Origin of the sequence: Variovorax atrisoli, from assembly GCF_014195185.1 — a bacterium.
Lineage (GTDB): Bacteria > Pseudomonadota > Gammaproteobacteria > Burkholderiales > Burkholderiaceae_C > Variovorax > Variovorax atrisoli.
This window is the reverse complement of record NZ_JACIBG010000011.1, coordinates 147,754-174,180: the sequence shown is the minus strand read 5'-3', so window position 1 is coordinate 174,180 and position 26,427 is coordinate 147,754. Positions and strand designations below refer to the sequence as shown.

Annotated in this window: 31 protein-coding genes; 18 read left to right on the top strand and 13 right to left on the bottom strand. The window is 67.9% G+C overall.

Features of this window, described 5'->3' with window-relative positions; translation table 11 throughout:
* Positions 1–41: 41 nt before the first annotated feature.
* The 8 genes from ptsP (at position 42) to FHY06_RS31125 (ending at position 7,274) form a co-directional block, all read left to right on the top strand.
* Entirely contained in the window at positions 42–1,859 is a 1,818-nt protein-coding gene (ptsP, locus tag FHY06_RS31160; protein ID WP_019657666.1) for a phosphoenolpyruvate--protein phosphotransferase, read from the top strand.
* 214 nt (positions 1,860–2,073) lie between these two features.
* Positions 2,074–2,448 carry a DUF4148 domain-containing protein gene (locus FHY06_RS31155; protein WP_126186372.1) on the top strand — a complete coding sequence of 125 codons (375 nt, stop codon included), beginning with the start codon at positions 2,074–2,076 and terminating at the stop codon, positions 2,446–2,448.
* A gap of 153 nt (positions 2,449–2,601) precedes the next feature.
* Positions 2,602–3,066 (top strand): Spy/CpxP family protein refolding chaperone, encoded by a 465-nt coding sequence (locus tag FHY06_RS31150; RefSeq protein ID WP_132755133.1) that lies wholly within the window; start codon positions 2,602–2,604, stop codon positions 3,064–3,066.
* A 94-nt stretch (positions 3,067–3,160) separates the two neighbouring features.
* Positions 3,161–3,562, top strand: a complete 402-nt coding sequence (locus FHY06_RS31145) for a DUF4260 domain-containing protein (protein ID WP_311733756.1) — start codon at positions 3,161–3,163, stop codon at positions 3,560–3,562.
* The gene (locus FHY06_RS31140) at positions 3,559–3,948 is read left to right on the top strand and encodes a hypothetical protein (protein WP_311733755.1); all 390 of its coding nucleotides are present in this window, start codon (positions 3,559–3,561) and stop codon (positions 3,946–3,948) included. The genes FHY06_RS31145 and FHY06_RS31140 overlap by 4 nt, the downstream gene beginning before the upstream one ends.
* Before the next feature lie 50 nt (positions 3,949–3,998).
* Positions 3,999–4,694, top strand: coding sequence for a response regulator transcription factor (locus FHY06_RS31135; protein WP_165924624.1), 696 nt, complete (start codon positions 3,999–4,001; stop codon positions 4,692–4,694).
* 29 nt (positions 4,695–4,723) lie between these two features.
* Positions 4,724–6,106, top strand: a complete 1,383-nt coding sequence (locus FHY06_RS31130) for a HAMP domain-containing sensor histidine kinase (RefSeq protein WP_184607354.1) — start codon at positions 4,724–4,726, stop codon at positions 6,104–6,106.
* Between the two features lie 124 nt (positions 6,107–6,230).
* Positions 6,231–7,274, top strand: coding sequence for an NADP-dependent oxidoreductase (locus tag FHY06_RS31125; protein ID WP_184607353.1), 1,044 nt, complete (start codon positions 6,231–6,233; stop codon positions 7,272–7,274).
* Positions 7,275–7,319: 45 nt separating this feature from the next.
* On the opposite strand, the gene FHY06_RS31120 is transcribed toward FHY06_RS31125, so the two are convergent.
* From FHY06_RS31120 to FHY06_RS31100, 5 genes are all read right to left on the bottom strand, one after another.
* Positions 7,320–7,637, bottom strand: coding sequence for a hypothetical protein (locus FHY06_RS31120; protein WP_019657658.1), 318 nt, complete (start codon positions 7,635–7,637; stop codon positions 7,320–7,322).
* Positions 7,638–7,735: 98 nt separating this feature from the next.
* A complete protein-coding gene (locus FHY06_RS31115; protein ID WP_184607352.1) occupies positions 7,736–8,578 on the bottom strand; it encodes a DMT family transporter in 843 nt (280 codons plus the stop codon).
* Between the two features lie 192 nt (positions 8,579–8,770).
* The gene (locus FHY06_RS31110) at positions 8,771–9,466 is read right to left on the bottom strand and encodes a helix-turn-helix transcriptional regulator (protein ID WP_019657656.1); all 696 of its coding nucleotides are present in this window, start codon (positions 9,464–9,466) and stop codon (positions 8,771–8,773) included.
* A 52-nt stretch (positions 9,467–9,518) separates the two neighbouring features.
* Positions 9,519–10,652 (bottom strand): SLC13 family permease, encoded by a 1,134-nt coding sequence (locus FHY06_RS31105; protein ID WP_184607351.1) that lies wholly within the window; start codon positions 10,650–10,652, stop codon positions 9,519–9,521.
* The gene (locus FHY06_RS31100; protein ID WP_184607350.1) at positions 10,633–12,165 is read right to left on the bottom strand and encodes a class I adenylate-forming enzyme family protein; all 1,533 of its coding nucleotides are present in this window, start codon (positions 12,163–12,165) and stop codon (positions 10,633–10,635) included. Before FHY06_RS31100 ends, FHY06_RS31105 begins: the two co-directional genes overlap by 20 nt.
* A 220-nt stretch (positions 12,166–12,385) precedes the next feature.
* On the opposite strand from FHY06_RS31100, the gene FHY06_RS31095 reads away from it, so the two are divergent.
* The gene (locus FHY06_RS31095) at positions 12,386–12,628 is read left to right on the top strand and encodes a GlsB/YeaQ/YmgE family stress response membrane protein (RefSeq protein WP_019657653.1); all 243 of its coding nucleotides are present in this window, start codon (positions 12,386–12,388) and stop codon (positions 12,626–12,628) included.
* A gap of 40 nt (positions 12,629–12,668) precedes the next feature.
* On the top strand, positions 12,669–13,160 hold the full coding sequence (locus tag FHY06_RS31090; RefSeq protein WP_019657652.1) for a hypothetical protein: 492 nt from the start codon (positions 12,669–12,671) through the stop codon (positions 13,158–13,160).
* A gap of 33 nt (positions 13,161–13,193) precedes the next feature.
* On the opposite strand, the gene FHY06_RS31085 is transcribed toward FHY06_RS31090, so the two are convergent.
* From FHY06_RS31085 to FHY06_RS31050, 8 genes are all read right to left on the bottom strand, one after another.
* On the bottom strand, positions 13,194–14,333 hold the full coding sequence (locus FHY06_RS31085) for a DegT/DnrJ/EryC1/StrS family aminotransferase (protein WP_260310794.1): 1,140 nt from the start codon (positions 14,331–14,333) through the stop codon (positions 13,194–13,196).
* The gene (locus tag FHY06_RS31080) at positions 14,330–15,274 is read right to left on the bottom strand and encodes a Gfo/Idh/MocA family protein (protein ID WP_184607349.1); all 945 of its coding nucleotides are present in this window, start codon (positions 15,272–15,274) and stop codon (positions 14,330–14,332) included. The genes FHY06_RS31085 and FHY06_RS31080 overlap by 4 nt, the downstream gene beginning before the upstream one ends.
* 25 nt (positions 15,275–15,299) lie before the next feature.
* Positions 15,300–16,076, bottom strand: coding sequence for a hypothetical protein (locus tag FHY06_RS31075; RefSeq protein WP_184607348.1), 777 nt, complete (start codon positions 16,074–16,076; stop codon positions 15,300–15,302).
* Positions 16,073–17,401 (bottom strand): glycosyltransferase, encoded by a 1,329-nt coding sequence (locus tag FHY06_RS31070; protein WP_260310793.1) that lies wholly within the window; start codon positions 17,399–17,401, stop codon positions 16,073–16,075. The genes FHY06_RS31075 and FHY06_RS31070 overlap by 4 nt, the downstream gene beginning before the upstream one ends.
* A gap of 68 nt (positions 17,402–17,469) precedes the next feature.
* Positions 17,470–18,489, bottom strand: coding sequence for a lipoyl synthase (lipA, locus tag FHY06_RS31065; RefSeq protein ID WP_184607346.1), 1,020 nt, complete (start codon positions 18,487–18,489; stop codon positions 17,470–17,472).
* Positions 18,490–18,496: 7 nt separating this feature from the next.
* The gene (gene lipB, locus FHY06_RS31060) at positions 18,497–19,198 is read right to left on the bottom strand and encodes a lipoyl(octanoyl) transferase LipB (RefSeq protein ID WP_126185938.1); all 702 of its coding nucleotides are present in this window, start codon (positions 19,196–19,198) and stop codon (positions 18,497–18,499) included.
* Between the two features lie 31 nt (positions 19,199–19,229).
* The gene (locus FHY06_RS31055) at positions 19,230–19,541 is read right to left on the bottom strand and encodes a YbeD family protein (RefSeq protein ID WP_019657645.1); all 312 of its coding nucleotides are present in this window, start codon (positions 19,539–19,541) and stop codon (positions 19,230–19,232) included.
* Positions 19,538–20,446, bottom strand: coding sequence for a D-amino acid aminotransferase (locus FHY06_RS31050; protein ID WP_184607345.1), 909 nt, complete (start codon positions 20,444–20,446; stop codon positions 19,538–19,540). The genes FHY06_RS31055 and FHY06_RS31050 overlap by 4 nt, the downstream gene beginning before the upstream one ends.
* 157 nt (positions 20,447–20,603) lie before the next feature.
* Between FHY06_RS31050 and FHY06_RS31045 the strand changes: the two genes are divergently transcribed.
* The 8 genes from FHY06_RS31045 to FHY06_RS31010 all read left to right on the top strand — a co-directional run bounded on the left by FHY06_RS31045 (position 20,604) and on the right by FHY06_RS31010 (position 26,365).
* A complete protein-coding gene (locus tag FHY06_RS31045; RefSeq protein ID WP_132755155.1) occupies positions 20,604–21,089 on the top strand; it encodes an ATP synthase subunit I in 486 nt (161 codons plus the stop codon).
* A gap of 4 nt (positions 21,090–21,093) precedes the next feature.
* The gene (atpB, locus tag FHY06_RS31040; RefSeq protein ID WP_019657642.1) at positions 21,094–21,963 is read left to right on the top strand and encodes a F0F1 ATP synthase subunit A; all 870 of its coding nucleotides are present in this window, start codon (positions 21,094–21,096) and stop codon (positions 21,961–21,963) included.
* A 60-nt stretch (positions 21,964–22,023) separates the two neighbouring features.
* Positions 22,024–22,287, top strand: a complete 264-nt coding sequence (gene atpE / locus FHY06_RS31035) for a F0F1 ATP synthase subunit C (RefSeq protein WP_019657641.1) — start codon at positions 22,024–22,026, stop codon at positions 22,285–22,287.
* Between the two features lie 82 nt (positions 22,288–22,369).
* Positions 22,370–22,840: a F0F1 ATP synthase subunit B gene (locus tag FHY06_RS31030; RefSeq protein ID WP_019657640.1), complete on the top strand. Its 471-nt coding sequence runs from the start codon at positions 22,370–22,372 to the stop codon at positions 22,838–22,840.
* Between the two features lie 8 nt (positions 22,841–22,848).
* Positions 22,849–23,379 (top strand): F0F1 ATP synthase subunit delta, encoded by a 531-nt coding sequence (locus FHY06_RS31025; protein ID WP_019657639.1) that lies wholly within the window; start codon positions 22,849–22,851, stop codon positions 23,377–23,379.
* Between the two features lie 38 nt (positions 23,380–23,417).
* Positions 23,418–24,971, top strand: a complete 1,554-nt coding sequence (atpA, locus tag FHY06_RS31020) for a F0F1 ATP synthase subunit alpha (RefSeq protein ID WP_019657638.1) — start codon at positions 23,418–23,420, stop codon at positions 24,969–24,971.
* Between the two features lie 33 nt (positions 24,972–25,004).
* The gene (gene atpG / locus FHY06_RS31015; protein WP_019657637.1) at positions 25,005–25,880 is read left to right on the top strand and encodes a F0F1 ATP synthase subunit gamma; all 876 of its coding nucleotides are present in this window, start codon (positions 25,005–25,007) and stop codon (positions 25,878–25,880) included.
* Positions 25,881–25,969: 89 nt separating this feature from the next.
* The gene (locus FHY06_RS31010) at positions 25,970–26,365 is read left to right on the top strand and encodes a hypothetical protein (RefSeq protein ID WP_019657636.1); all 396 of its coding nucleotides are present in this window, start codon (positions 25,970–25,972) and stop codon (positions 26,363–26,365) included.
* Positions 26,366–26,427 lie beyond the last annotated feature (62 nt).

Below are 26,427 nucleotides of genomic sequence, written 5' to 3'. Positions count from 1 at the left end.
GTGCAAGCATCGCATCCGCAGCGGAGCGGGGGACTGAAGACATGACCTTCGCAGTCCACGGCCTCCCCGTCGCCCGTGGCATTGCCATCGGGCGCGCCGTGCTGGTGGTGTCGAGCCGCATCGACGTCGCCCACTACTTCATCAAGCCCGAAGAGATCGAGACCGAGATCGACCGCGTGCGCACCGCGCGCAACGCGGTGGCCGACGAGCTGGCCAAGCTGCAGGCCAACGTCGCCCAGATGGGACCGAACGACGCGCCGCACGAGCTCGCGGCGCTGCTCGAGGTGCACCAGATGCTGCTGCAGGACGAGGCCCTCAGCGGCGGCGTCAAGCACTGGATCAGCGAGCGGCTCTACAACGCCGAGTGGGCGCTGACCACGCAGCTGGAGATCATCGCGCGGCAGTTCGACGAGATGGAGGACCCGTACCTTCGCGAGCGCAAGGCCGACCTCGAACAGGTGGTCGAGCGGCTGCTGCACCGCATGAAGGGCACGGCCGCCGTTCTGGCACCGAGCCCGCCGCGACGCAAGCGCGCGGCAGCCCCGGTCGAGGACGGCGACGACGAAGACAGCGACGACCCCACCGCGGGCGACGGCATCGACGTGCCTCTGGTGCTGATCGCGCACGACCTCTCGCCGGCCGACATGCTGCAGTTCAAGAAGAGCGTGTTCGCAGGCTTCGTCACCGACGTGGGCGGGCGCACCTCGCACACCGCCATCGTGGCGCGCAGCATGGACATCCCTGCCGTGGTCGGCGCGCGCACCGCGAGCCAGCTGGTGCGGCAGGACGACTGGGTCATCATCGACGGCGACGCCGGCGTGGTGATCGTCGACCCGTCGCCCATCATCCTGGCCGAGTACGGCTTCAAGCAGCGCCAGGGCGACCTCGAACGCGGCCGGCTCGCGCGGCTGCGCCACAAGCCTGCCGTCACGCTCGACGGCCAGCGCGTGGAGCTGCTCGCCAACATCGAGATGCCGGAAGACACCGTGGGCGCCGTCAAGGCCGGCGCCGTGGGCGTGGGCCTGTTCCGCAGCGAATTCCTCTTCATGGGCCGCGACACCAGCACCCGCCAGACCCGCCTGCCCGACGAGGAGGAGCAGTACCAGGCCTACAGGCGTGCGGTGGAGGGCATGCAGGGCATGCCGGTCACCATCCGCACCATCGACGTGGGTGCCGACAAGCCGCTGGACAGCATCTCGGCCAACAAGCAGGAGCACCTGAACCCGGCACTGGGCCTGCGCGCCATCCGCTGGAGCCTGGCCGATCCGGCGATGTTCCTCACGCAGCTTCGCGCCATCCTGCGCGCGGCGGCGCACGGCGAGATCCACCTGCTCATCCCGATGCTCGCGCACGCGAGCGAGATCAGGCAGACGCTCTCGCTGATCGATTTCGCACGCGCCGAGCTCGACAACCGCGGCGCGGTGTACGGCCACGTGAAGCTCGGCGCGATGATCGAGATCCCGGCGGCGGCGCTCACGCTGCGCATCTTCCTCAAGCACTTCGACTTCCTGTCGATCGGCACCAACGACCTGATCCAGTACACGCTGGCCATCGACCGGGCCGACGAATCGGTGGCGCACCTCTACGACCCGGCGCACCCGGCGGTGCTGCGCCTGGTGGCCGACACCATCGCCGAGTGCCGCCGCCAGGGCAAGGGCGTGGCCGTGTGCGGCGAGATGGCGGGCGACGTGGCCTTCACCCGCCTGCTGCTGGGGCTGGGCCTGCGCAGCTTCTCGATGCATCCCTCGCGCATCCTCGCGGTCAAGCAGGAAGTGCTGCGTGCCGACACCGGCAAGCTCGAGGCCTGGGCTAAGAGCGTGCTCGACTCCGACGATCCTGCCGCCGCAATGGCGGGCTGATCAGCTGTTCATTCGGGAAATGCCGCGGAACCGCCTTTGCCGGGCCGCAGGTGTTGCCCCCGGTAGGGGGGAAGGCGCGCGCGACACGAAGTTCGCGCAGCCCGAGGGTGAGCTGAAACTTAACGAAACACGCCGAAACTGCGGCGAAAGGACTTGCGCAGACCCCGCAAGCACGATCAGGCCTTCTCTTCAACCACTGCAAGAAAGGCCTGAAATGAACTCCATCTCCTTCACCCAGATCGTCGCCGTCGCATCCTTCGCCATGCTCGCCGCAGCCGGCGCGAAGGCCGAGAGCTACGAGGGCGTGCAGACCGCTGTGTCGGCCAAGAGCCGCGCCGAGGTCAACGCCGAAGCGGTGCGCACCGCATCCGCGCCCGACCAGAACGTGGTGCGCGGCTCGCGCGGCGCCGAGACCATGGCCGTCTCGACCGAGCGCTCGCGCATCGTCGCCGAAGCCGTCCGCGCAGCCGCCGCGCCCGACCAGAACGTGTCGGCCAGCTCGCGCGTGAACAGCCAGGTCATCTCGACCATGCAGAACCCCGTGGACGCACGCGCCTCGGCTGCCAACGCCAAGAGCAGCCGCCTGTAAGCAACAGGCAGGACCCCTTTCATCAACGAAGCCCCTCTCTTTATCAGGGGCACCATGGAGCCGGCTTTGCCGGGCCATCGGTGTCGCCCCCGGTAGGGGGAAGGCGCGCGACACGGAGTGCGCGAAGCCTGGGGGCGAACCAAGGACATCACCATGAAACACTGGATCAAGCGCACTCTCTTCGGCTTCGCGGGCGCCGCGATGGTTGCCGGCAGCATCGCCGGCTGCAGCAGCTATCGCCACGGCTGGGGTGGCGACGGCGCCGAGTTCCGCGCGAAGATGGTCGAGCGCGTGGGCAGCAAGCTCGAGCTCGACGCCAACCAGAAGCAGAAGCTCACGGTGCTGGCCGAGAAGCTGCAGGCGCAGCGCGAAGCCATGCGCGGTGCCGGCGGCTCGGGCGATCCGCGCTCGCAGTTCAAGGCGCTGTTCGCGGGCAACAAGCTCGACCAGGCCGGCGCCGCTCGCCTGATCGACGAGAAGACGGCCGCGGTGCGCAACGGCAGCCCCGAGATCATTGCGGCCGCCGCCGACTTCTACGACAACCTGAACGCCGCGCAGCAGCAGAAGGTGCGCGACTTCATGGAACGTGGCGGCCGCCGCTGGAGCCGTCATGGCTAGGGCTGGCTCACCCCCAGGCTTCGCGCACTCCGTGTCGCTTCGCCTCCCCGCTCTCCGGGGGCGACACCAGTGGGCCGGCGAAGCCGGTTCCACGGTGTCTCCCGACAAGGCCGCGGTGGTAGCGACAGGCGGCGTGCGCACGCTGCTGCGCCTCGAAGGCGCGGTGGTGCTCGGCGTGGCGCTCGCCGCCTACGCGCAGTTCGGCACGGGCTGGGGCGTGTTCGCGCTCTGGCTGTTGGCGCCCGATCTCTCCCTGCTGGGCTACCTCGCGGGTCCGCGCACGGGCGCGGCGCTCTACAACGCGGCGCATTCGTACGTCGGTCCGGTGCTGCTGCTGGCGCTGGGCGTGCTTGCGGCCATGCCGTGGGCGGTGGCCGGCAGCCTGATCTGGCTGGCCCACATCGGCATGGACCACGCGCTGGGCTATGGGCTCAAGTACGCGAGCGGCTTCGCCGTCACGCACCTGGGCCGCATCGGCAAGGCGGATCCGTGGTGAGCGGCGACCGCACAGCCTCCCATGCCGTGCACGCGCCGGCCGCGCGTGCCTGGATGCTGAGCGAGGCGCTCACGCTGGGCGTCGCGTCGATGGTGCACGCCGGGCTGCTCGTGCCCGGCTACGCCCACCCGGCGGCGCGAACGGCAGAGGCGGTGCTTGCCACCGTGCTGGTGCTGGCCTCGGTGGAGACCTGGCTGCGCCCGCACCATGCGCGCCGCGCGGCCATCTTCGGGCAGGGCTTCGCGCTGGCGGGCACGCTGGTCGGGCTCGGCACCATCGTCGCGGGCATCGGCCCGCGCACGGTGCCCGACGTGGTCTACCACGCGCTGCTGCTTTCCATCCTCGTGACGGGACTGACCTGGGCGGTGCGATGCCGGCGGGTCTGATGGTCAGCGAGGTCATTCGCCACTTCCTCGTCCGGAGGCACAATCCCGCCATGCCGCGCATCCTGCTGATCGACGACGACGAGCACCTCGCCGCGCCGCTGACCACCTACTTCGCACGCTTCGGCTGCACGCTCGAGAGCGCGGTGCGTCCGAGCGAGGGCCTGGCCAAGCTGCGCGCGGGCACCTACGACGCGGCCATCCTCGACGTGATGCTGCCCGAGATGGACGGCTTCGCGCTGTGCCGCGAGATCCGCAAGGAAAGCGACATTCCCATCGTGATGCTCACCGCCCGTGGCGAAGTGATGGACCGCGTGGTCGGCCTCGAACTCGGCGCCGACGACTACGTGCCCAAGCCCTTCGAGCCTCGCGAACTGGTGGCGCGCGTGCAGACCATCCTGCGGCGCCAGCGCAGCACGCCGCAGGCCACTTCCAACGGCACGCAATACCGCGTGTTCGACGGCCTGTCGATCGACCTCGACCGGCGCCAGGTGCTGCGCCATGGCGAACGCGTGGAACTCACCGGCACCGAGTTCGAGCTGCTCGCGCTGCTGGCGGCCGAACCGGGCAAGGTGTTCAGCCGTGACGACATCCTCAACCGCCTGCGCGGCCACGAGGCCGAGCTCTACACGCGCGCGGTCGACATCGTGGTGAGCCGGCTGCGCAAGAAGCTGGAGCCGCTGGACTGCATCAAGACGCTGCGCAACGCGGGCTATGCGCTGGCGGTGGCCCGCAGCGAGCCTGCATGAATTTCGGCCGAAGCAGGGAGTCCCGCAGGATGCGGTGGCGCGGCGAGGATTGCCGCGACGAGATGACGCGCGGCGACTGGCACGCCAAGTGGCACGCGCGCTGGAACGAGAAGGTGCAGGGCAAGCGCCGCTGGCGCCGTTCGCTGCGCGTGCGGCTGGTGCTGATGTTCGTGCTCCTCGCGCTGGTGATGGCGGCCGTCTTCATGGGCGGCATGAAGAAGTCGTTCTCCACCGGCTGGGCCGAGGCCGCCAAGCCGATGCTGACGGACTACGCCGACCGCCTCGTGACCGAGATCGGCACGCCGCCCGACGTGGCGCGCGCGCAGGCGCTGGTGGCGCGGCTGCCGATCACCATCCGCATCGTCGGCCCCAAGGTCAACTGGGATTCCAATCCCGGCGGCGCGAACGGCCCCGGCGGGTGGATGCACGACCGCGAGGACGTCTTCGGCGGCGACAAGTGGTTCATCCGCCCGACCGCCGACGGCCACCGCGTGATCTTCGGCTGGTCGCCCAAGCTCTGGCAGCTGGCGCCGCGCATCATCGGCTGGGCCACGCTCGGGCTGCTGCTGTCGTGCGTGCTGCTGGCGTACGCCTACGTGAGCCGGCTGCTGCGCCCGCTGATCGACATCCGCGAAGGCGCGCAGCGCTTCGGCCGTGGCGAGTTCACGCAGCCCATCCCGGTGCGCCGCAACGACGACCTGGGGGACCTCGCCGAGCGCATCAACACCATGGCCGAGGACATCCAGGCCATGCTCGACGCCAAGCGCGGGCTGCTGCTGGCGCTGAGCCACGAACTGCGCTCGCCGCTCACGCGCGCGCGCCTCAACGCCGAACTGCTGCCGACCACGCCCGAGGGGCAGGCCGAGCGCGACGCGCTGCTGCGCGATCTCAACGAGATGCGCGACCTCATCAGCGACCTGCTCGAAAGCGAGCGCCTGGCCAGCCCGCACGTGGCGCTGCAGCGGGAACCGGTCGACCTGGCGGCGCTGATCCGCGAGATCGTGGCCGAGATGCCCGGCGCGGAGCACGTGCACCTCGACCTGGCCGAAGGCCTGCCGGCGCACGCGGCGGACCGCATGCGCATCCGCCTGCTGGTGCGCAACCTGCTGGACAACGCGCTGCGCTACAGCGCCGATGCGCCGCGTCCGCCCTGCGTATCGCTGCGCGCCGTGCTCGACGGCAGCAGCCAGGGCGCCGAGATCGAGGTGCGCGACCACGGCCCCGGCGTGGACGAGGAGCAGCTCGAGCGCCTGACCGAACCCTTCTACCGCACCGATGGCGCCCGGGCGCGCGCCACCGGCGGCGTGGGCCTTGGCATGTACCTGTGCCGGCTCATCGCCGAGGCGCACGGCGGCAAGCTCACGGTGCGCAATGCGCACCCGGGGCTGCAGATCGTCGTTAGGCTGGCCTGAACCCGGAAGGGGCCGAGGCGCCGGGCGCGCCGCTGTCGCCTGCGCTACCTGCCCGCCCCGGGGGCGCCGCTACGATGCGCCTGCGCGCCAGCGCCCCTCATTCAAGGTCAAGGAGACAGACGCCATGAGCACCCCACTCACCAACCACCAGGTCCGCCTCGCCAAGCGCCCCGAGGGCACGGCCACGCGCGAGAACTGGAAGTTCACCACCGAGCCCGTCGGCGAACCGGCCGAAGGCGGCGTGCTCGTCAAGACGCTGTCGCTGTCGCTCGACCCCGCCATGCGCGGCTGGCTCAACGACGCCAAGAGCTACATCGCGCCCGTGGGCATCGACGAAGTGATGCGCGCCGGCGGCGTCGGCCGCGTCGTCGCCTCGAAGAACCCGCAGTTCGCGGTGGGCGACACCGTCTATGGCACGCTGGGCGTGCAGGAATACATCCTCATCCCGGGGGACCAGATCAAGCGCAACGGCCTGGTGAAGATCGACCTGAACGTGGGCACCATCACCCAGTGGCTCAACGTGCTGGGCATGCCCGGCATGACCGGCTACTTCGGCCTGATGGACGTGGGCATGCCCAAGCCGGGCGAAACGGTAGTGGTGTCGGGCGCGGCCGGCGCGGTCGGCCAGACCGTGGGCCAGCTGGCCAAGATCAAGGGCTGCCGCGTGGTCGGCATCGCCGGCGGCCAGGCCAAGTGCGACTGGGTGGTCAAGGAGCTGGGCTTCGACGCCTGCATCGACTACAAGGCCGGCGCCGCCGCGGTGCGCGAGGGCCTGAAGACGCACTGCCCGAAGGGCGTGGACATCTACTTCGACAACGTCGGCGGCGAGATCCTCGACATGGTGCTCGCGCGGCTCGCGCGCAAGGCCCGCATCATCATCTGCGGCGCCATCAGCCAGTACAACAACGCCAACAGCATGCCCTCGGCGGGCCCGAGGAACTACCTGAGCCTGCTGGTGAACCGCGCGCGCATGGAAGGCATCGTGGTGTTCGACTATGCCGACCGGTACCACATCGCCATCGCCGAGATGGCCGGCTACCTGAAGGACGGCCGCATGAAGAGCAAGGAAGACGTGGTGAAGGGGCTGGACACCTTCCCCGAGTCGCTCAACAAGCTCTTCGCGGGCGAGAACTTCGGCAAGCTGGTGCTGCAGGTCGCCGAAGACTGAGGCGAGACGGAAGCCGAAGCGAAGGAGGGGGAGGCCGCGCCTGCCTCAGCCTTCGTCGGGGCGCAGAGGGATGTCGCCCAGCGCGTCGTCCTCGCGCAGGTTCCGCGCGGCCTTCAGCAGTTCGATCGACAGGCCGTCGCCGTGGCCGGCGAAGCCCCGGGCGATGCCCTCGAGCACCGTCGACAGGCCGGTCTCGCCGTCGTTGCGTGCATCCATGCTGATGTTCAGCACCCGGGCCGCCATCTGGCGGTAGGTGACGGCGCCCGCACCCTCCAGCGCGGCCACCAGGTCGAGGTACAGCGCCAGGTTCAGGTCGAACACCAGCTTTGGCGTGATCTCGAAATCCCTGTTCTTGTCGTCCATGTGGGTTGGCTCCTTTTTCCTGAGCCTCCACTCTAGCCAGAAAAGATGAAGGCGCGCCGTCGGATACAGCCTGATTCAGCACGCCCGCATCGCCGCGATCAACGCACGCGCGTGCCCATGATCGCCGCCGAGATGATGAGCCAGGCCGCCAGCGCGATGGTCCAGGTCAGTGGACGGCCCGTCACCAGCAACAGCAGCGCCGTCGAGCCCAGCGGCGTGATGTAGCTCAGGATGCCGATCTGCCGCGCGTCGCCGCGCTTGAGCGCCATGTCCCACACGAAGAAGGCCGCGCCCAGCGGGCCGAGGCCGCACAGCGCGAGCAGCGCCCAGTCTCGGGCCGTCAGCGACACCGAGGGCTCCAGCACCGCATGGCAGGCCAGCGCGAGCACCCCCGAGACCAGTCCGAACAGGCCGATCGCCGAGGTCGGGAAGGCCGGCACGCGCTTCGTCCACAGCGAATAGCTCGCCCAGACGAAGGCCGAGGCCAGCGCCGGCGCGAAGCCCCAGTACCCCGCGGCGGAAGCGCCGCCGCCCCCGCCTGCACCCAGGATCGCCGCCGCCGCGCCGCCAAAACCCAGCAGCCCCGCCACCAGGTGCAGCGGCCTCAGCGACACACCCGGCAGCAGCACCGGCGCCAGCACCACCATCAGCAGCGGCCAGAGGTAGTTGACCAGGTTGGCCTCCACCGGCGGCGCGTAGCGCAGCGCGATGAACAGCAGGAAGTGGTAGCCGAAGAGCCCGTAGATGCCCAGCGCCAGCGTGCGCGGCGGCACCTTCCAGGCGCCGCGGTCGCGCAGCACCAGCGGCCAGCTCGGCACGCTGCCGATGATGAGCGCCAGCCCGGTGAGCAGGAAGGGCGGCAGGTGGGACAGGGACGTGCCCAGCGAGGCAAGCGTGGTCCACAGGGCGATGGCGATCAGTGCGTAGGCGGTCGATGGCATGGACGGCGAGGCTACGCGATGCGGTCGTCGCGCAATGACGGTTCGTCGTCGCGAAACGATGGTTCGGGTGTTGCTCCTTCCCCCTCTGGGGGGAAAAGCCGGGATGGGGGCAGGCCGTCTATCAGGCGACGTGTTTTCCATTGGCGCCGTCGTGCCCCCACCCCGACCCTCCCCCAGCGGGGGAGGGGGAAGTCAGCGCCGCAGCGCTGCCGTAAGAGCGGAAGGCGAACGGTACCCGGTGCGCCTCGCCGTCTCCGCCACGCTCATGCCGCCCATCCGCAGCTCCCGCGCGTGCGCCAGCCGCATCGAGCGCAGCCACTGCATCGCGCCCATGCCCTGCTCGTCGCGGCAGCGCTGGGCGAACTGGCTGGGGCTCAGGCAGGCGACCTCCGCCAGGTCGGCCACGGCCAGCGGCTGGTGCCAGCGGGCGCGGGCCCAGTCGGCGAGCAGGTGCCAGTCGATGCGGCGGCGGCGCGAGTCGGCGGAGGACGCCGGCGACGGGCTCCAGGCCTCCAGCAGCAGCGCAGGGCCGTGCTGCAGCGCCAGTGCCGAGGCCTGCGGCTGCTTCATGCATTGCGCGAGGTAGCGCGCCAGCGCGTGCAACTGCGGCGAACCGGGCGGAGCGCGCTCGGCGCAGCGGGCCCATGCGGGCTGCGTGGTGTCGAGCACCAGGCACACGGCGCCGTGCCTGCGCGCGCTGAAGTCGTGCCGGTCGCCCGGCGCCACCACCTGCGCCTCGCCCGCGGCGATGCCGGCGCCTCGGCCTTCCACCTCGATCTCGAGCACACCGTCCAGGCCGATCAGCACCTGGAAATGGTCGTGCGCGTGGCTGCCGTGCGAGTGGCCGTAGTCGCGCAGGGCCAGGGTGTGCGTGGCGGGCGTGTGCATGGGAGGACGCGGGGAAGGGAGAACGCGATTGTCCGACGCTGCACCGCCGCTGTCACCCCAGCCGCAGCAGCAGCGCCGATGCTGCGCAGACGACCAGGAACGGAATGCTGATGCGATGGAACTCGCTCAGCCCACGGGGCAGCCTGGCCAGCCGCAGCGCGATCAGGTTGGCCAGCGAGCCCAGCACGCAGCCGAAGCCGCCCACGCTCACCCCGGCCGCCAGCGCGGGCAGGTCGCGCACGTGGCCGTCCAGCAGGATCGCGGCCGGCACGTTGCTGATGAACTGCGAGGTGACGATGGCAGCGAGGTACGCGCGCCAGCCCTCGGTGATCGGCCAGTGGCCCAGCAGCGACACCACCGCGGGCAGCTGCGCGAGCTGGCGCAGGTCCACGAACATCAGCGCGATGATCGCCAGCAGCGCCCAGTCGATGCCGCGCAGCACGCGCGGATAGCTCACCAGGAACACGCCGAACACCACGCCCAGGCCCGCGAGCAGCCAGTGCCGGTCGAGTGCGATCACGAAGCCGATGAACAGCAGCCCCGACAGCGCCAGCATGCGCGGCTGCACCGGCGCGGCCTCGGCCTGCGGCTTGAGCTCGATCGGCGTGCGCGGCACCAGCAGCCACACCGCCACGAAGACCCAGAACAGCATCACCGCGACCGTCGGGCCCATCATCCCCATGAAGGCGACGAAGCCCTCGCCGGAGCGGTGCCAGAGGTACAGGTTCTGCGGATTGCCGATGGGCGTGAGGGCCGAGCCCGCGTTCACCGCGAGCGCCTGCAGCACCACCAGCCGCGCCAGCGGCAGGTGCGCCTGGGTGGCGAGCACGCGTGTCAGCGGCACCAGCAGGAACAGGCTCACGTCGTTGGTGACCAGCGCGGATAGAAAGGCCGCACTGGCCGTCAGCAGCATCGCGAGGCTGCGCTGGTTGTGGGTGCGGGCGAGCAGGCGCTGGGCGGTGGCCTGCAGCATGCCGCTTTTCTCGACGCCCTGGGTGATGGCCAGCAGGCCGGCGAGCGCGCCGACGGTCTGCCAGTCGACCAGGCGCAGCCAGTCCATGGGCGCGCGCGGGCGCAGGAAGGCGAACAGCACCGCCACGGCGACCAGCACCCACAGCAGGCCGTTGCCGCCGCCGCCGTGGTCGGGCGCTGCGGCCGCGCCGGTGTCAGCGGACGGCGAGTTCACGCAGCTCGCGCTTGAGCACCTTGCCGATCGCGCTGCGCGGCAGCTCGTCGATGAAGGCGAGGCGCGCCAGGCGCTGTGTCTTGCCGACCTGGGCATTGGCCCACTGCAGCAACTCCTCTTCGCTCGTGGCGTCGCCCTCGCGGAGCACCACGAAGGCGGCGGGCGTCTCGCCCCACTGCTCCGAAGGCACGCCCACGACAGCCACGTCGGCCACCGCCGAATGGCCGCGCAGCACGGCCTCGAGGTCGCTCGGGTAGATGTTGAAGCCGCCGCTGATGATCATGTCCTTCTTGCGGTCGAACAGCGTCAGGAAGCCGTCGGCATCGAAGCGGCCCACGTCGCCGGTGCGGATGAAGCGCTTGCCGGTGGCATCGAACCACTCGGCCTCGCGCGTCTTCGCGGGCTGGCGGTGGTAGCCGGTCATCATGCCGGCCGAGTGGCCCACCACTTCGCCGGCCACCTCGGTGTCGCCGCGCGGCAGCTCGTTGCCTTCCTCGTCGATCAGGCGGATGTCGCTGCCCTCGGCGGGCCGGCCCACGGTGTGCAGCTTCGTGGGATTCAGGTGCGCCTCCAGGATGCAGGTGCCGCCGCCCTCGGTCATGCCGTAGAACTCGACCAGCCCGCCGGGCCAGCGCCTGAGCACGTCGGCCTTCAGCGCGGCGCCGAAGGGCGCGCTGGTGCTGAACTTGTGCCTGTACGAAGACAGGTCGTGCTCGTCGAAGCGCGGATGCGCCATCAGCCGCTGGTACTGCACCGGCACGAGCATGGTGTGCGTCACGCGGCGCTGCTGCGCCAGCTGCAGGTAGCCCAGCGCGTCGAACTTGGGCATCAGCACCACGCAGCCGCCGAAGGCCAGCGTGGGGAAGAACACCACCAGCGTGGTGTTGGAGTACAGCGGCGTCGACAGCAGCGTGACCGAGTCGGGCCCGTACTCGTACTTCGCGCCGCGCTGCACGTGGGCCCAGCGCATGCCATGGCCCTGCACGATGCCCTTGGGCTCGCCCGTGGTGCCCGACGAATAGATGATGTTGAAGGCCCAGCCCGGCTGCACATCGACGGGCTCGGGCCGCGCACCGGCAGGCGCCAGCCATTCGTCGATGCCGCGGCCGACCTGCGAACCGTCGAGCGCCACGCGCGCGATGCCGCCTTCCTTCGCGGGGCCGATCACCTCGGCCGCCGATGCGTCGCTGAAGAGGATGCGCGCATCGGCATCCTCGATCATGCGCGCCAGGCTCGCGGGAGCGGAGCCGGGGGCCAGCGGTGCCACCGCGACACCCGCGCGCAGCGCGCCCAGGAACACGGCCGCGTAGTTCACCGACGACGAGGCGCAGATCGCGATCGCGTCGCCGGCCTTGAGTCCGTCGCGCTGCAGGCTGGCCGCGACGCGGTCCATCAGCGCGTCGAGCGAGCGGTAGTCCAGCGTGCGGTTCGCGTCCGACAGCGCAGCGTGGCCGGGCGTGTGTCGTGCGTGGAGGCGGACCAGGTCGGCAATGGCGCCGAAACTGCGTTCCATGGCGGCTTGGACGTCAGGGTGCGTTTGCAAAGTCATCTCTTCCTTCTTCTTGGCCAGCCGGCAGGATAGCGAAATGCTCCCGCTTCCAGCCAGCGCCTTGGCGACCGCGCGGCTGCAGGACGGCGCGCCGTCAGTTGGCGCTCAGGAACGCGGGAACACGATCCTTGGGCGCTGTCCGCCGAGCAGCGGCGGCGCTTGCTGTCACCAACAGGGAGCTACCGTGCACATCATCTGGACGATTCTGATCGGCTTCATCGCCGGGCTTCTGGCCCGCGCCGTGCTGCCAGGCAACAACTCGATGGGGTTCATCCTCACGGCGGTGCTCGGCATCGCGGGCTCGCTGGTCGCCACCTATGCGGGGCAGGCCATGGGCTGGTATTCAGCGGGCGCGGGAGCCGGCTTCATCGCCTCGGTGGTCGGCGCAGCCGTGCTGCTCGGGGTCTGGCACCTCGTGAGCCGCTGAGGCGGGCGCTCCCGCCTTCACCACAGACAAGGAGTTCTCCATGGGCTTACTCGACATCCTCCAGCAGGCCATCGGCAACAACAACGCCGAGGCCCACCTCGACCAGGTCGCGCAGCATGCCTCGCCCGGCGAATTGGGCGCAGGGCTCGCCGCCGCGATGCGCTCGGACCAGACGCCGCCTTTCGGCGACACCGTGGGCCAGCTCTTCGGCCAGTCCTCGCCGGCCCAGCAGGCGGGCGTGCTCAACCAGATCCTGGCCACGCTCGGGCCGGCGGCCGCCTCGGCGCTGGCGGGTGGCGTGCTCGGACGCATGCTGCAGCCGGGCCAGACGCAGATCACGCCCGACCAGGCCTCGCAGCTCTCGCCCGCGCAGGTGACCGAGATCGCCACGCACGCCGAGCAGCAGCACGCGGGCGTGATCGACGAGGTGAGCCAGTTCTATGCGCAGCACTCGGGGCTGATCAAGACGCTGGGCGGCGCCGCGATCGCCATCGCGCTGGCGAAGATGAAGGAGAACGCGACGCGCGGGTGAGCCGCTCACTCGGCTCGGCCTGGCTAGGCCGTTTCAGCTCGCTGGATCCAGCACGGCCTGGCGCACCGCGTCGATGACGTACTCGACCTCGTCCTCGCCAAGCGTCGGATAAAGCGGCAGTGCGATCGAGCACGCGGCCAGCCGCTCGGCATGCGGCAGGCTGACGCCGCCGTCCCAGGGCCGCAGCGCCTCGTGATGGTGAAGCGGCTGCTCGTAGTAGACCCGGGTCGCGACACCGGCTTCGGCCAGCCGCGTCGCGAAGGACGCACGTTCGCCCGAATTGCCGAGTCCGACCACGAAGTAGTTCCACGCGTGGCCGGCCGTAGCCGGAGGCAGGTGCAGCGGCAGATCCGCCCAGGCCGAGAGGTAGCGCGCGGCGATTTCGCGACGCCGTGCGATGTGCTGCGCGAACCCGTCCATCACGGCATTGAGCAGGCAGGCTTGCAGCTCGTCCATGCGGCTGTTGTGGCCCAGGCAGCGGTGCAGGCCGTCGTCGTAGCCGTGGTTGCGCAGCAGCCGTGCCTTGCGCGCGTGTTCCGGGTTCCTGAAGGCCAGTGCCCCGGCATCGCCGGCCGCGCCCAGCGTCTTGGTGGGATAGAAGCTCATCGCCGCGGCATCGCCCCAGGTGCCGGCGTTGCCGGTGCGCGTGCCGTCGGAGGCATGGGCACCGAGGCATTGCGCCACGTCCTCGACCAGCAGCAGGCTCTCGTCGCTGCAGTAGGCGGCCAACTCGGGCAGGCTGCTTGCGTCGCCGAAGAGGCCGACCGCGAGGATTGCGCGCGTGCGTGGAGTGCGGGCATTGCGGAAGCCGGCGAGAGCAGGCAGGAAGTCGCCAGGCGCGCTGTCGACGAAGACCGGCCGCGCGCCGGCGGCGATCACTGCCTCCGCGCATGCGACGAAGGTGTAAGCGGGCAGCAGCACCTCGTCGAGCGCGTCACCCCCGCCCGCGCTTCCGACGCCCAGGCTCTTGAAGGCCAGCAGTAGGGCCTCGGAGCCCGACCCCACCGCCACAGTCTCACGGCCGTCGAGCAGGCCCGAAAGGCGAGCCTCGAAGTCCTTGACCTGCGGGCCCAGGATGTAGGTGCCGCTACGCAGTACCGCCGCCAATGCTTCCGACAGCCGCGTTGCCTCTGGCTCGCAAGATGCGGCGGGCCGGAACAACGGGATCTTCATGCGCGCAGCACCTGGCAGGCCCGCGTCACTGCCGCGAGACCGTCGGCGCCTGAGGCAATGCGGCTGGGCCGGCCCAGGATGGCTTGCCTGAAGGCCCGGTACTGGCGCGCCAGGGCGTCGTCGGCATGCCCTTGAGCACGCGCGTCGTCGCGCAGGTCGAGCTGATGCTCCCGGCCTCCTTCGAAAAACTGCAGTCGGGCGCTCGCCGAGCCGCCGTACCCGCTTTCGAACTCGGCAATCAGCGTCCCCAGCCGAACGCGAGCGCGCACGCTCTGCCCGCCGACGTGCCGCTCGAGCACTTCCAGTGGCGCCTCGGATGGAACGGCGCAAAGCCAGGCGAACAGGTCCAGGTCGTGCACCATCAGGTCGAGCACGCTCTCCTTGGCCGAAGCGACGCGGGTCGAACAGCGGCTGAATCGCATGAACGGGACCGAGCCCTGGCGGTGGCTCGTCATCGCATTTCGCAGCCGACCGAGCATCGCGGCGTCGAACACCGGGTTGAACCGCTCGATGTGGCCGGTGGCCAGCGTGACGCCGCATTGATGTGCGGACTGGATCATCAGCAGGCCGTCGCGCCGGTCCACGCAAAGCGGCTTTTCGACGAGGACGTGACAGCCCCTGCGCATCAGTGCAAGCGCGAGACCGGCATGCGCCTCGTCGTTGGCGGCGATGGTGGCCGATTCGATGCCTGGCGGCAGTTCCTCAAGCCCGGACATCAGCGGCAGCTTGGCAAGTTCGTCGGCAACTCGGGCCGACGCCGAGCAGTCCACCAGCGCGGCCAACCGGAATCCGTCGAGCGCCAGCAGCTTCCGCGCGTGCACGCAGCCGAAGCGGCCGAGGCCGATCACTGCGTGGGACAGTGCGGCGTCGTCGAGCGCGCCCGCCGCATCGGTGGCAATGGCTGCGGCGCTGTCGTCGCTGGCAAGCGTGGTGAAGGTCATCGAGGCGTCGGCAGGGACTGTCGTGTCAGTGCACCAGGCCGCGCAGCCTGTCCGCCACGGCCTGCAGGTGGGTGCCCCGGATCACGTGCTTGTAGACGCCCGCAGCCACGCGCTCCTCGCCGAAGATCTCGAAGGCCGGCTTGGTCGCGGGCGGCTGCGATTGCTCGTAGCGCGTGGGCTGGGCGGCGAACAGGCATTCGCGGCCATAGGCCCGGGCGCCGAACTCGGCGATGAAGCCGGCCAGCTCCTTTTCGAGCTGGCCGCCGAAGCTGCGCGCGTAGCCGTGCATGTCATCGAGCTTGGCCTGCAGCTCGCGTTCGTCGAGCTCGACCACGACGTGGCGCTCGCAATCAAGGCGTGCCGGCGGACTCGGATGCCCCACCGTGGGGTAGCCGAACGAGGTCACCGTCCGGCCGCGCGCCGTTGCGCGCGCGGCGACCTGGTTGGCCAGCAGGCGGCACAAGTCGTGCGACGGGTTGTAGTCCTCGGCCTCGTCGGCAACGATGCATTCGATGCCTTGATCGACGACGTGCGCGGTCAACGCTTCGACCCATCGTGCGAAAAGGCCGGTGTCGCCTTCGAGCAGCGAGCGGTAGATGTCGGCATCCGCAACAGGCTGCACGACGCCGGGTATCCAGTTGGCACCTGCGCGCGCGAGGTTGTCCACCGTGGGTTCGAGCCGCGGAACGCCGGAGGACCCGGCGCCATTGGTCAGCACCACGAAGTCGGGCCGTTCGTTGCGCAGCCACTTCCACAGCAGCAGCTCGTGGCCAGAATGTGCGGCGATCACCAGCGATTTCATGAGCGAGGGGCGTTGGATTGCACGAGGGTCGATATCCGGCGCAGCGGCTTCGTCACGCGCCATGAACTGCTGGCGTAGACCTCGCGCAGCTGCGCCTGGAGTTGCGCGAGTTCGGCGCGTGCCTGTTGGGTCTTGTGCTCGGCTTCCGAGATGCGCGCGTCCGCGTCGGCGCGCGCCTGCTCTATCTGCAGCCGGGTCTCGGCCTGCTGTCGCATGGCTTGAGCTTCAAGCTGTTCGATCCGCGCCTGGTACATGTGTTGATGTTCGTTGAAGGACTGCTGCAGCCCCGCAACATGCTGATGCAGCGACGCGATGTTCACATGCGCTGCCGACGGATACCCGCGGCGGATCCAGTCCGCCACGTAGCGCGAAGCCTCCTCCGTCCGCTGGCCCGCGGGCACTTCGATCACAGGGTGCTGCAGCACCGCGCTCCGCACGCAGTCTTCGAGTGCACCGAGCGTGACATCCAGCCCGCCCGTGGCACGCATCCAGCTCGCGGCATGGGCTGCGTCCTGCGAGTCGTAACGGTCGAGTTCGGCGCCCACGGTTTCGCGCGTGATGGGCCGCACGAGCAATGCCCGGCCGAAATTCCAGCGGCGTGAATGGGCAACGTTCGCCGCCGTCACCATTTCTCCCATGCCCCAGACCGGGTCGAGAACTACCACCGCATTGCCGGTGCACAGCGCCTCGGTCGCGCAGCGGCCCTTGCCGAAGACGATGTCGTAGCGTCCGAGCGCCTCGGCCGGATCGGGCAGGTGATTGCCCGTGCCGCTGCCGATCACGTCCAGCGAGAGGCCGCGCTGCACGCAGGCGGCGCGGATTTCCTCCAGCTGCGAGTCGTGCGAGGCATAGTTGCTGAAGACCAGCGCCGTCCGGGGTTTGGTGGGCAGTTCACCTCGCCTGGGAAAGCGCGCAAGGTCGACGCCGTTCTGTATCAGCTCGATGCGTTCGCGCGCGATGCCGAATTCGTGCACCAGCCGCTCCGCACAGTTCTCGTCGACCGCCACATGGCGCGCGACCTGCGCGAACTGCGCGGGTCGCCCATGATCGTCGCTACGGTCGTGGCAGATCGTGATGACCGGTACGTCGTGGAAGTGCATCAAGGCACGCACCGTCTCCTGGTGCGTGCTGCCGACGATCGCATCTGGCCGCGTTGCCATGTCGGCCAGGTCCGTGACGCAGGCTATGGAGGCGAAGCGCAGTTCGTTCGCCATGTCGCCGAAAGCCGTCGCGAAGATCGTGACGGCGTGCCCGCGGCGGCGCAGCCACATCGCCAGGTCGCGCGTGAACATCTCCGCGCCCGTGCGGTGCAGCAGGTAGCACATCGCCAGCAGGATGTGCAGGGGCTTGCCGGACTTCGTGGAGTCCGGGTTGGAGACGGCCTCCGGAAGGGTCAATCGAGCGCCGGCACGCCGCCGGCCAGAACGTGTCCTGCCTGCTGGTCCGCGTGATAGCTCGACCGCACCATCGCACCCACCGCCGCATGGCTGAAGCCCATCTTGTAGGCCTCTTCCTCGAACATCTTGAAGGTGTCGGGGTGCACGTAGCGGCGCACCGGCAGGTGCGAGCCCGACGGCGACAGGTACTGGCCGATGGTCAGCATGTCGATGTCGTGGGCGCGCATGTCGCGCATGACCTGCAGGATTTCTTCGTCAGTCTCGCCCAGGCCGACCATGATGCCGCTCTTGGTCGGCACGTTGGGGTGCAGCGCCTTGAACTTCTTGAGCAGGTTCAGGCTGAACTGGTAGTCGCTGCCGGGGCGCGCTTCCTTGTAGAGGCGCGGCGCGGTTTCCAGGTTGTGGTTCATCACGTCTGGCGGCGCGGCCTTGAGGATCTCGAGGGCGCGGTCGTCGCGGCCGCGGAAGTCGGGCACGAGGATCTCGATCTGCGTGGTGGGCGAGAGCTCGCGGATGTTCCTGATGCAGTCGACGAAGTGCTGGCTGCCGCCGTCGCGCAGGTCGTCGCGGTCGACGCTGGTGATCACCACGTACTTCAGGCGCAGCTTGGCGATGGTCTTCGCGAGGTTGATCGGCTCGTCCTTGTCGAGCGGATCGGGGCGGCCGTGGCCCACGTCGCAGAACGGGCAGCGGCGCGTGCACTTGTCGCCCATGATCATGAAGGTGGCCGTGCCTTTGCCGAAGCATTCGCCGATGTTGGGGCAGGAGGCCTCTTCGCAGACGGTGTGCAGGTTGCTCTCGCGCAGGATCTGCTTGATCTCGTAGAAGCGGGTGGTGGGGCTGCCGGCCTTGACGCGGATCCAGTCGGGCTTCTTGAGCACTTCGCCGCTTTGCACCACCTTGACGGGAATGCGTGACAGCTTGGCCGCTGCCTTCTGCTTGGCCAGGGGGTTGTAGGTTTCGGCGCTCTGGGCCTCTCTCACTACGGGTGCGGGGACGACTTCGGTGGTGCTCATTGGTGTGTCAAGGCGCCAGGAAGGTGCAGAGCTTCTGGCCCAGCACCGAGGCGGCTTCTTCCCATGTGGTTTGGATGCCGATTGTAGAAAGATCGACCGTCTGCAGCCCCGCGTAGCCGCAAGGGTTGATGCGCGAGAAGGGTTCGAGGTCCATCCGCACGTTGAGCGCCACACCGTGATAGGTGGCGTGCCGGCTCACCTTGATACCCAGCGCCGCGATCTTGCCGAGCCCGCGGAACGGGTCGGCCGCGGGCATGGGGCCGGTCAGCGCCGCGTGCGAGAACGGGTCGTCCAGCCGCACGTAGATGCCCGGCGCGCCCGCCACGCGGTGGCCCGTGACGCCGAAGTGAGCCAGCGTGCGCAGCACCGATTCCTCGATGCGGTAGACGTACTCCTTGACGAAGTAGCCCGCGCGCCGCAGGTCGATCAGCGGATAGGCCACCACTTGGCCGGGGCCGTGGAAGGTGACCTGGCCGCCCCGGTCGGTCTGCACGACGGGGATGGCGCCGGGGTTCAGGATGTGGTCCTGCTTGCCCGCGATGCCTTGCGTGAAGACCGGATCGTGCTCGCAAATCCATAGCGCATCGGGCGTCTCGGGCGTGCGCTCGAGCGTGAACTGCTTCATCGCCGCGAAGGTGTCGGCGTAGTCGACGCGGCCCAGCGCGACCGGCTCGACGGCCGGAACGGCGATGGCGGCTGTGTCTGTCATTGCGTGGCCTGCCGCGCGAACGGCTTGCAGCTCAAAGCACGACCTTGACCATCGGGTGCGAGGACAGCGCGCGATACAGGTCGTCGAGCTGCTCGCGGCTTGTGGCCGTGACGGTGATGGTCACGCCGAGGTAGTTGCCGGCCTTGCTGTCGCGCAGCTCGACGGTGGTGGCGTCGAAGGTCGGGTCGAAGCGTTCGGCGATCTGCGTGACGGCATGCACGAACCCGTCGACCTTGGCGCCCATCACCTTGATCGGGAACTGCGAGGGGTACTCGATCAGCGATTCCTTGCGCGGATCGGGGATTGAGGTGGTTTCGGTGGCGGGGGTGTTGCTGTCGGTCATGCCGGGGCTCCGTGTTTCTGCTCTTGCTGCTTGCGCGCGTTGTGTACCTTGGCCTCCTGGTAGGCCTGGTACAAGCTCTCGTAGATGGGGCCGGGGCGGCCATTGCCAATAGGCCTGCCGTCGAGCGTGACGACCGGCAGCAGCTCCTTGCTGGCCGAGGAGATCAGTACTTCGTCGGCGGCGAACACTTCCTCGCGCGAGATGGGGCGCAGCTCGAACGGAATGCCGAGCGTCCTGCTCATGCGCTCGAAGAGGCCGTAGCGGATGCCGGTGAGCACGAGGTTGTTCTTGGGCCGGCCCATCAGCTTGCCGTCCTTCACGATCCACACGTTGCTCGACGAAGCCTCGCTGAGCCAGCCGTCGCGGAACATGATGGTTTCGGCTGCGCCGGCCTCCACGCTGATCTGACGCGCGAGCACGGCGCCCAGCAGGCTGGTGCTCTTGATGTGCGCCTTCTGCCAGCGGAAGTCGGCCGCGGTGACGCAGGCCACGCCCTTGGCGCGGACGGCGTCGGAGATGGGTGGCAGCGGGTTCACCATCACGAACACCGTGGGGCGCAGGCCACGAACCATCGCATGGTCACGCGGTGCCACGCCGCGCGTCACCTGGAAGTACACCGACTGCGGCGCCTCGCCAGCGGGTGCCACCAGGCGCATCACGATCTCGCGCCACTGTGCGAGCGACAGGGGGTTCTCGATCTGAAGCTCGGCGAGGGAGCGGTCGAGGCGGGCCATGTGCTCCTCGAAACAGAAGGGCTGTCCGAGGTAGACGGGGACGTATTCGTACACACCGTCGCCGAAAATGAAGCCGCGGTCGAGGACGCTGATCTTCGCGTCGCGCAGTGCGGTGTATTCGCCATCGAGGTAACAAAGCGTGGCGGGGAGGGCGTCGGTGATAGGGTGCATGCCGGAATTATGGTTGCGCACGCCACGTCGGGCTCCGGTCAGGGAATGCGGCGCCGTTTTGCGTGTGCGACACCACAGGTGGCGGGACAGGCTGGGTTTTTACTTATAATCAATGGCTTTGTAGAAATTCTGGGTCGTCATCCGGGCTTCATTCGAAATGAAAACAATCGCCCGTCATGACTCGGAGGCCCCTGAAGGCCTCGACGCAGAATTCAAGCCGCTGACCGCCGACGAGGCGCGTGAGCTGCGAGCAAAGAACCCATCGATCTCCCCGTGGCGGGTGATCGCGGGTCAGTTGGTTGTCGGTCTGGTGGTGGCTCTGGCTGCCTGGGGACTGACGGGGAGGCAAAATCTGGGGTGGTCCGCCGCTTACGGCGCGATCGCGGTGGTTGTCCCGTCGGCGGTTTTCGCGCGGGGGCTGACCGGCCGGTTTTCCTCCCTGAATCCGGGCACTGCGGTGTTCGGGTTCTTCCTGTGGGAAATGGTCAAGATGGCCTTGTCCGTGGCGATGCTGATCGCCGCGCCGAGGCTGATTACGGCGCTGAGCTGGCCAGCAATGCTGGTCGGCCTGGTGGTGACAATGAAGGCGGCCTGGTTGGCGGTGATGTTCTCGCCCCGGCGCCGGAAACTGAGAGACGAGTAACCGAATGGCTGCTGAAAACGCTGCGGAACATGGTCAGACCGCTGGTGAATACATCATTCACCATTTGACGCACCTGCAAAGCTCCAAGCCTGGAGGTGTGGCCGACTTCTCGGTTTTCAACTTCGACTCTCTCTTCTTCTCGATCACGCTCGGCATCCTGGGTTGCTGGCTGCTCTGGCTGGCTGCCCGCAAGGCCACTTCGGGTGTTCCTGGCCGTTTTCAAGCGGCTGTCGAACTGCTCGTCGAAATGGTCGACCAGCAGGCCAAGGGCATCGTCCACAACGCCACCAGCCGCAAGTTCGTGGCCCCGCTGGCGCTCACGATCTTCGTGTGGATCTTCCTGCTGAACGCAATGGACCTGTTCCCGGTCGATTTGTTCCCGGCGATCTGGGCCAAGATCTTCCACCTCGCCGGTGAAGACCCGCACCACGCCTACCTGCGCGTCGTGCCCACCGCCGACCTCTCGGTGACGATGGGCATGTCGGTCGCCGTGCTGCTGGTCTGCCTCTACTACAACGTCAAGATCAAGGGCCTGGGCGGCTGGGTGCACGAGCTGTTCACCGCACCCTTCGGCAACCACTGGGCGCTGTACCCCTTCAACTTCGCCATGCAGCTGATCGAGTTCGTCGCCAAGACCGTTTCGCACGGCATGCGGCTGTTCGGCAACATGTACGCCGGCGAACTGATCTTCCTGCTGATCGCCCTGATGGGCGGTGCCTGGTCGCTGTCGGCCACCGGCATCGGCCTGGCCATCGGCCACATCATCGCGGGCACGGCCTGGGCCATCTTCCACATCCTGATCATCACGTTGCAGGCCTTCGTGTTCATGATGCTGGCGCTGGTCTACATCGGCCAGGCCCACGATCACCACTGATCAGTTGCTTTCGTTCTTGTTTTTGTTTTTCTCTTCAACCAAAGTCCTCTAGGAGTCATCATGGAAGTTATTAGCTTTGTTGCACTGGCCGCCGGCCTGATCATCGGTCTGGGCGCTGTGGGCGCATGTATCGGCATCGGCATCATGGGCAGCAAGTACCTCGAGTCGGCCGCACGTCAGCCCGAACTCATGGGTGAACTCCAAACCAAGATGTTCCTGCTGGCCGGCCTGATCGACGCCGCGTTCATTATCGGCACCGGTATCGCCCTGTGGTTCGCAACGGCCAACCCGTTCCTGTCGCAAATCGCCAACCTGCCGAAGTAAGTCTTTCTCGTCGGACCTGCGTCGTCGTTCCCTGGCCCTGCTAGCGAATGGCTTCGATTCAATCCCATAGAGAGGGTGAAAAGTGAGCATTACCGGTACCCTGATCGTTCAGATGATCGTGTTCCTGATCCTGGTCGGGTTCACGATGAAGTACGTGTGGCCGCCGATCGCGAAGGCGCTTGACGAACGCGCTGCGAAGATCGCCGAAGGCCTCGCTGCAGCCGACAAGGCCAAGTCCGAGCTGTCCGCCGCCAACAAGCGCGTGGAAGCCGAGCTGGGCCAGGCCCGCAACGAGTCCGCACAACGTCTTGCCGACGCCGAACGTCGCGCCCAGGCCATCGTTGAAGAGGCCAAGGCCCGCGCGACCGAGGAAGGCAACAAGATCGTTGCAGCCGCACGCGCTGAAGCCGAACAGCAGGCACTGAAGGCCCGTGAAGCCCTGCGCGAGCAGGTGGCGGCACTGGCAGTCAAGGGCGCAGAGCAGATCCTGCGCAAGGAAGTGAATGCGGGCGTTCACGCCGATTTGCTCGCCCGTCTGCAGACCGAACTCTGATAGAAGCCATGGCAGAACTCGCCACCATCGCACGCCCCTACGCCGAGGCGCTCTTCAAGGCATCGTCGTCCGACGTGGCCGGAACCAGCGCCTGGCTCGAAAAGATTGCCGCCATCGCGGCCAATCCGGAGCTCCAGCAGTTCGCCGACAACCCCAAGGCCACGGCCGAACAGGTGATCGGCGTGGTCGCCGGTGCATTCGGTGCACCGCTGGCCGCTCCTGCCCAGAACTTCCTGTCCGCACTCCTCGAGAACGGGCGCTTTTCGGTGCTGCCGGAAATTGCGAAGCAGTTCCGGGCACTCGCCAACGCGCAAAGCGGCTCGTCCGACGCAGTGGTCTACAGCGCCTTCCCGATCGAGGACGCTGCATTGGCCAATGTGTCTGCCGCGCTCGAGAAGCGCTTCGGTCGCAAGCTCCAGGTCACGGTTCGCCAAGAGCCTGAACTGATCGGCGGCATCCGTGTGGTGGTCGGCGACGAGGTGCTCGACACCTCCGTCAAAGCGCGCCTTGAACAAATGAAAGTTGCGCTGGTGGCCTGACGGCTCCCGGCCCCTTACAAAGAAAGAAGGAAAGAGTCATGCAACTCAATCCCGCAGAAATTTCCGAGCTGATCAAGAGCCGCATCGAGGGCCTCGGGGTCAGCGCCAACATCCGCAACGAAGGCACCGTGGTGTCGGTGACCGACGGCATCGTGCGCATCCACGGCCTGTCCGACGCGATGCAGGGCGAAATGCTGGAGTTCCCCGCCACTGCCGACGGCGTCCCGTCGTTCGGCCTGGCACTGAACCTCGAGCGCGACTCGGTGGGCGCCGTGATTCTGGGCGAGTACGAGCACATCTCCGAAGGCGACACCGTCAAGTGCACGGGCCGCATCCTGGAAGTGCCGGTGGGCCCCGAGCTCGTCGGCCGCGTGGTGAACGCCCTGGGCCAGCCGATCGACGGCAAGGGTCCGGTCAACGCCAAGATGACGGACGTGATCGAGAAGGTCGCACCGGGCGTGATCGCCCGCAAGTCGGTCGACCAGCCGATGCAGACCGGCCTGAAGTCCATCGACTCGATGGTGCCCGTGGGCCGCGGCCAGCGCGAGCTGATCATCGGCGACCGCCAGACCGGCAAGACGGCCGTGGCGATCGACGCGATCATCAACCAGAAGGGTCAGAACATGACCTGCGTCTACGTCGCGATCGGCCAGAAGGCTTCGTCGATCAAGAACGTGGTGCGCGCCCTGGAACAAGCTGGCGCCATGGACTACACGATCGTGGTCGCGGCATCCGCTTCCGAATCGGCAGCCATGCAATACGTCGCGGCCTACTCGGGCTGCACGATGGGCGAATACTTCCGCGACCGCGGCGAAGACGCGCTGATCGTCTATGACGACCTGTCGAAGCAGGCCGTCGCCTACCGCCAGGTGTCGCTGCTGCTGCGCCGTCCCCCGGGCCGCGAAGCCTACCCCGGCGACGTGTTCTACCTCCACAGCCGTCTGCTCGAGCGCGCAGCCCGCGTGAACGCCGACTACGTCGAAGCCTTCACCAAGGGTGAAGTCAAGGGCAAGACCGGTTCGCTGACCGCGCTGCCGATCATCGAAACGCAGGCCGGCGACGTGTCCGCCTTCGTTCCGACCAACGTGATCTCGATCACCGACGGCCAGATCTTCCTGGAAACCAACCTGTTCAACGCAGGTATCCGCCCCGCCATCAACGCCGGTATCTCGGTGTCGCGCGTGGGTTCGTCGGCCCAGACGAAGATCATCAAGAGCCTGTCGGGCGGTATCCGTACCGACCTGGCCCAGTACCGTGAACTGGCTGCGTTCGCGCAGTTCGCTTCCGACCTCGACGAAGCCACCCGCAAGCAGCTCGACCGCGGTGCCCGCGTGACCGAACTGCTGAAGCAGCCGCAATACAGCCCGCTGCCGATCTCGCTGATGGGTGCGTCGCTGTTCGCCGTGAACAAGGGCTTCATGGACGACCTCGAGATCAAGCAGGTGCTGCCTTTCGAGCACGGCCTGCACCAGTTCCTGAAGTCCAGCCACGCCGCGCTGCTCGACAAGATCGAGAAGGCCAAGGCTCTGGACAAGGAATCGGAAGCCGAACTGCTGGCAGCCGTCACCGCGTTCAAGAAGTCGTTCGCCTGATCGACGCCTTGACCGACGCAAGAAGGAGCTCTCATGGCAGCTGGTAAGGAAATCCGCGGCAAGATCAAATCGGTGGAAAACACCAAGAAGATCACCAAGGCCATGGAAATGGTCTCGGTTTCCAAGATGCGCAAGGCGCAGGATCGCATGCGCGCCGCTCGCCCCTACAGCGAAAAGATCCGCAACATCGCAGCCAACCTCGGCAAGGCGAACCCGGAGTACACCCACGCTTTCATGAAGACGAGCGACGCCAAGGGCGTCGGCTTCATCATCGTGACCAGCGACAAGGGCCTGTGCGGCGGCTTGAACACCAACCTGCTGCGTGCCGTCACCGGCAAGCTGCGCGAAGCGCAAGCAGCGGGCAACGTGGTCGAGTCGGTCGCCATCGGCAACAAGGGGCTGGGTTTCCTGAACCGCATCGGCGCGCGCGTGGTGGCCCATGTGACGCAGCTGGGCGACACGCCGCATCTGGACAAGCTCATCGGGCCGGTCAAGACGCTGCTGGACGCCTACGCCGAAGGCAAGCTGTCGGCGGTGTACCTGTGCTACACGAAGTTCATCAACACCATCAAGCAGGAGCCGATGGTGGAGCAGCTGCTGCCGCTGAAGGCCGAGACGCTGCAGGCCGATCCGGCGCATCACTCGTGGGACTACATCTACGAGCCCGATGCACAGAGCGTGATCGACGAGCTGCTGGTGCGCTACGTGGAATCGCTGGTCTACCAGGCCGTGGCCGAGAACATGGCGTCCGAGCACTCGGCGCGCATGGTGGCCATGAAGGCCGCGACCGACAACGCAGGCAACGTGATCAACGAGCTGAAGCTGGTCTACAACAAGACCCGCCAGGCCGGCATCACGAAGGAACTGTCGGAAATCGTGTCCGGCGCGGCCGCTGCCGCAGGCGTTTGATTGAAGCAATGCAACAGGCCGCGTTGCTGATCGGGGGCGTTTCGCGTCCCCGGTAACCCAAGGCCTTTATTTAGGGGACTCTGCGCAAAATGAAGAAGATGCTTGCTCTGGTGGCCGTTGCCGCCGCACTGACCGCCTGTTCCAAGAAGGAAGAGGCGCCTGCACCTGCACCGGCTGCTCCCGCCGCTGCACCTGCTGCGCCCGCTCCGGCTCCCGCGCCTGCTCCTGCAGCAGCGCCGGCGGCAGCTCCCGCCGCAGCGCCGACGGCCTCCGCCGACCTGCCGCAGGAATGCAACGACTACCTGGCGAAGGTCCAGACCTGCGTCGCTTCGCAAAGCGGTGCAGCTGCCGACGCCATGAAGGCAAGCCTCGATCAGACGAAGGCCACCTGGGCTTCGATGGGCGCCGACAAGGCCGCCCTGGGCCAGGCCTGCAAGGCCGCTTCGGACGCCTTCGCCGCTCAGGCGACGGCCATGAAGTGCTGATGAAGAACTAGACAGCGAAGACTGCAAGGCAAAGAGAAATTCAAGGATGCCGGCCCGCCCGG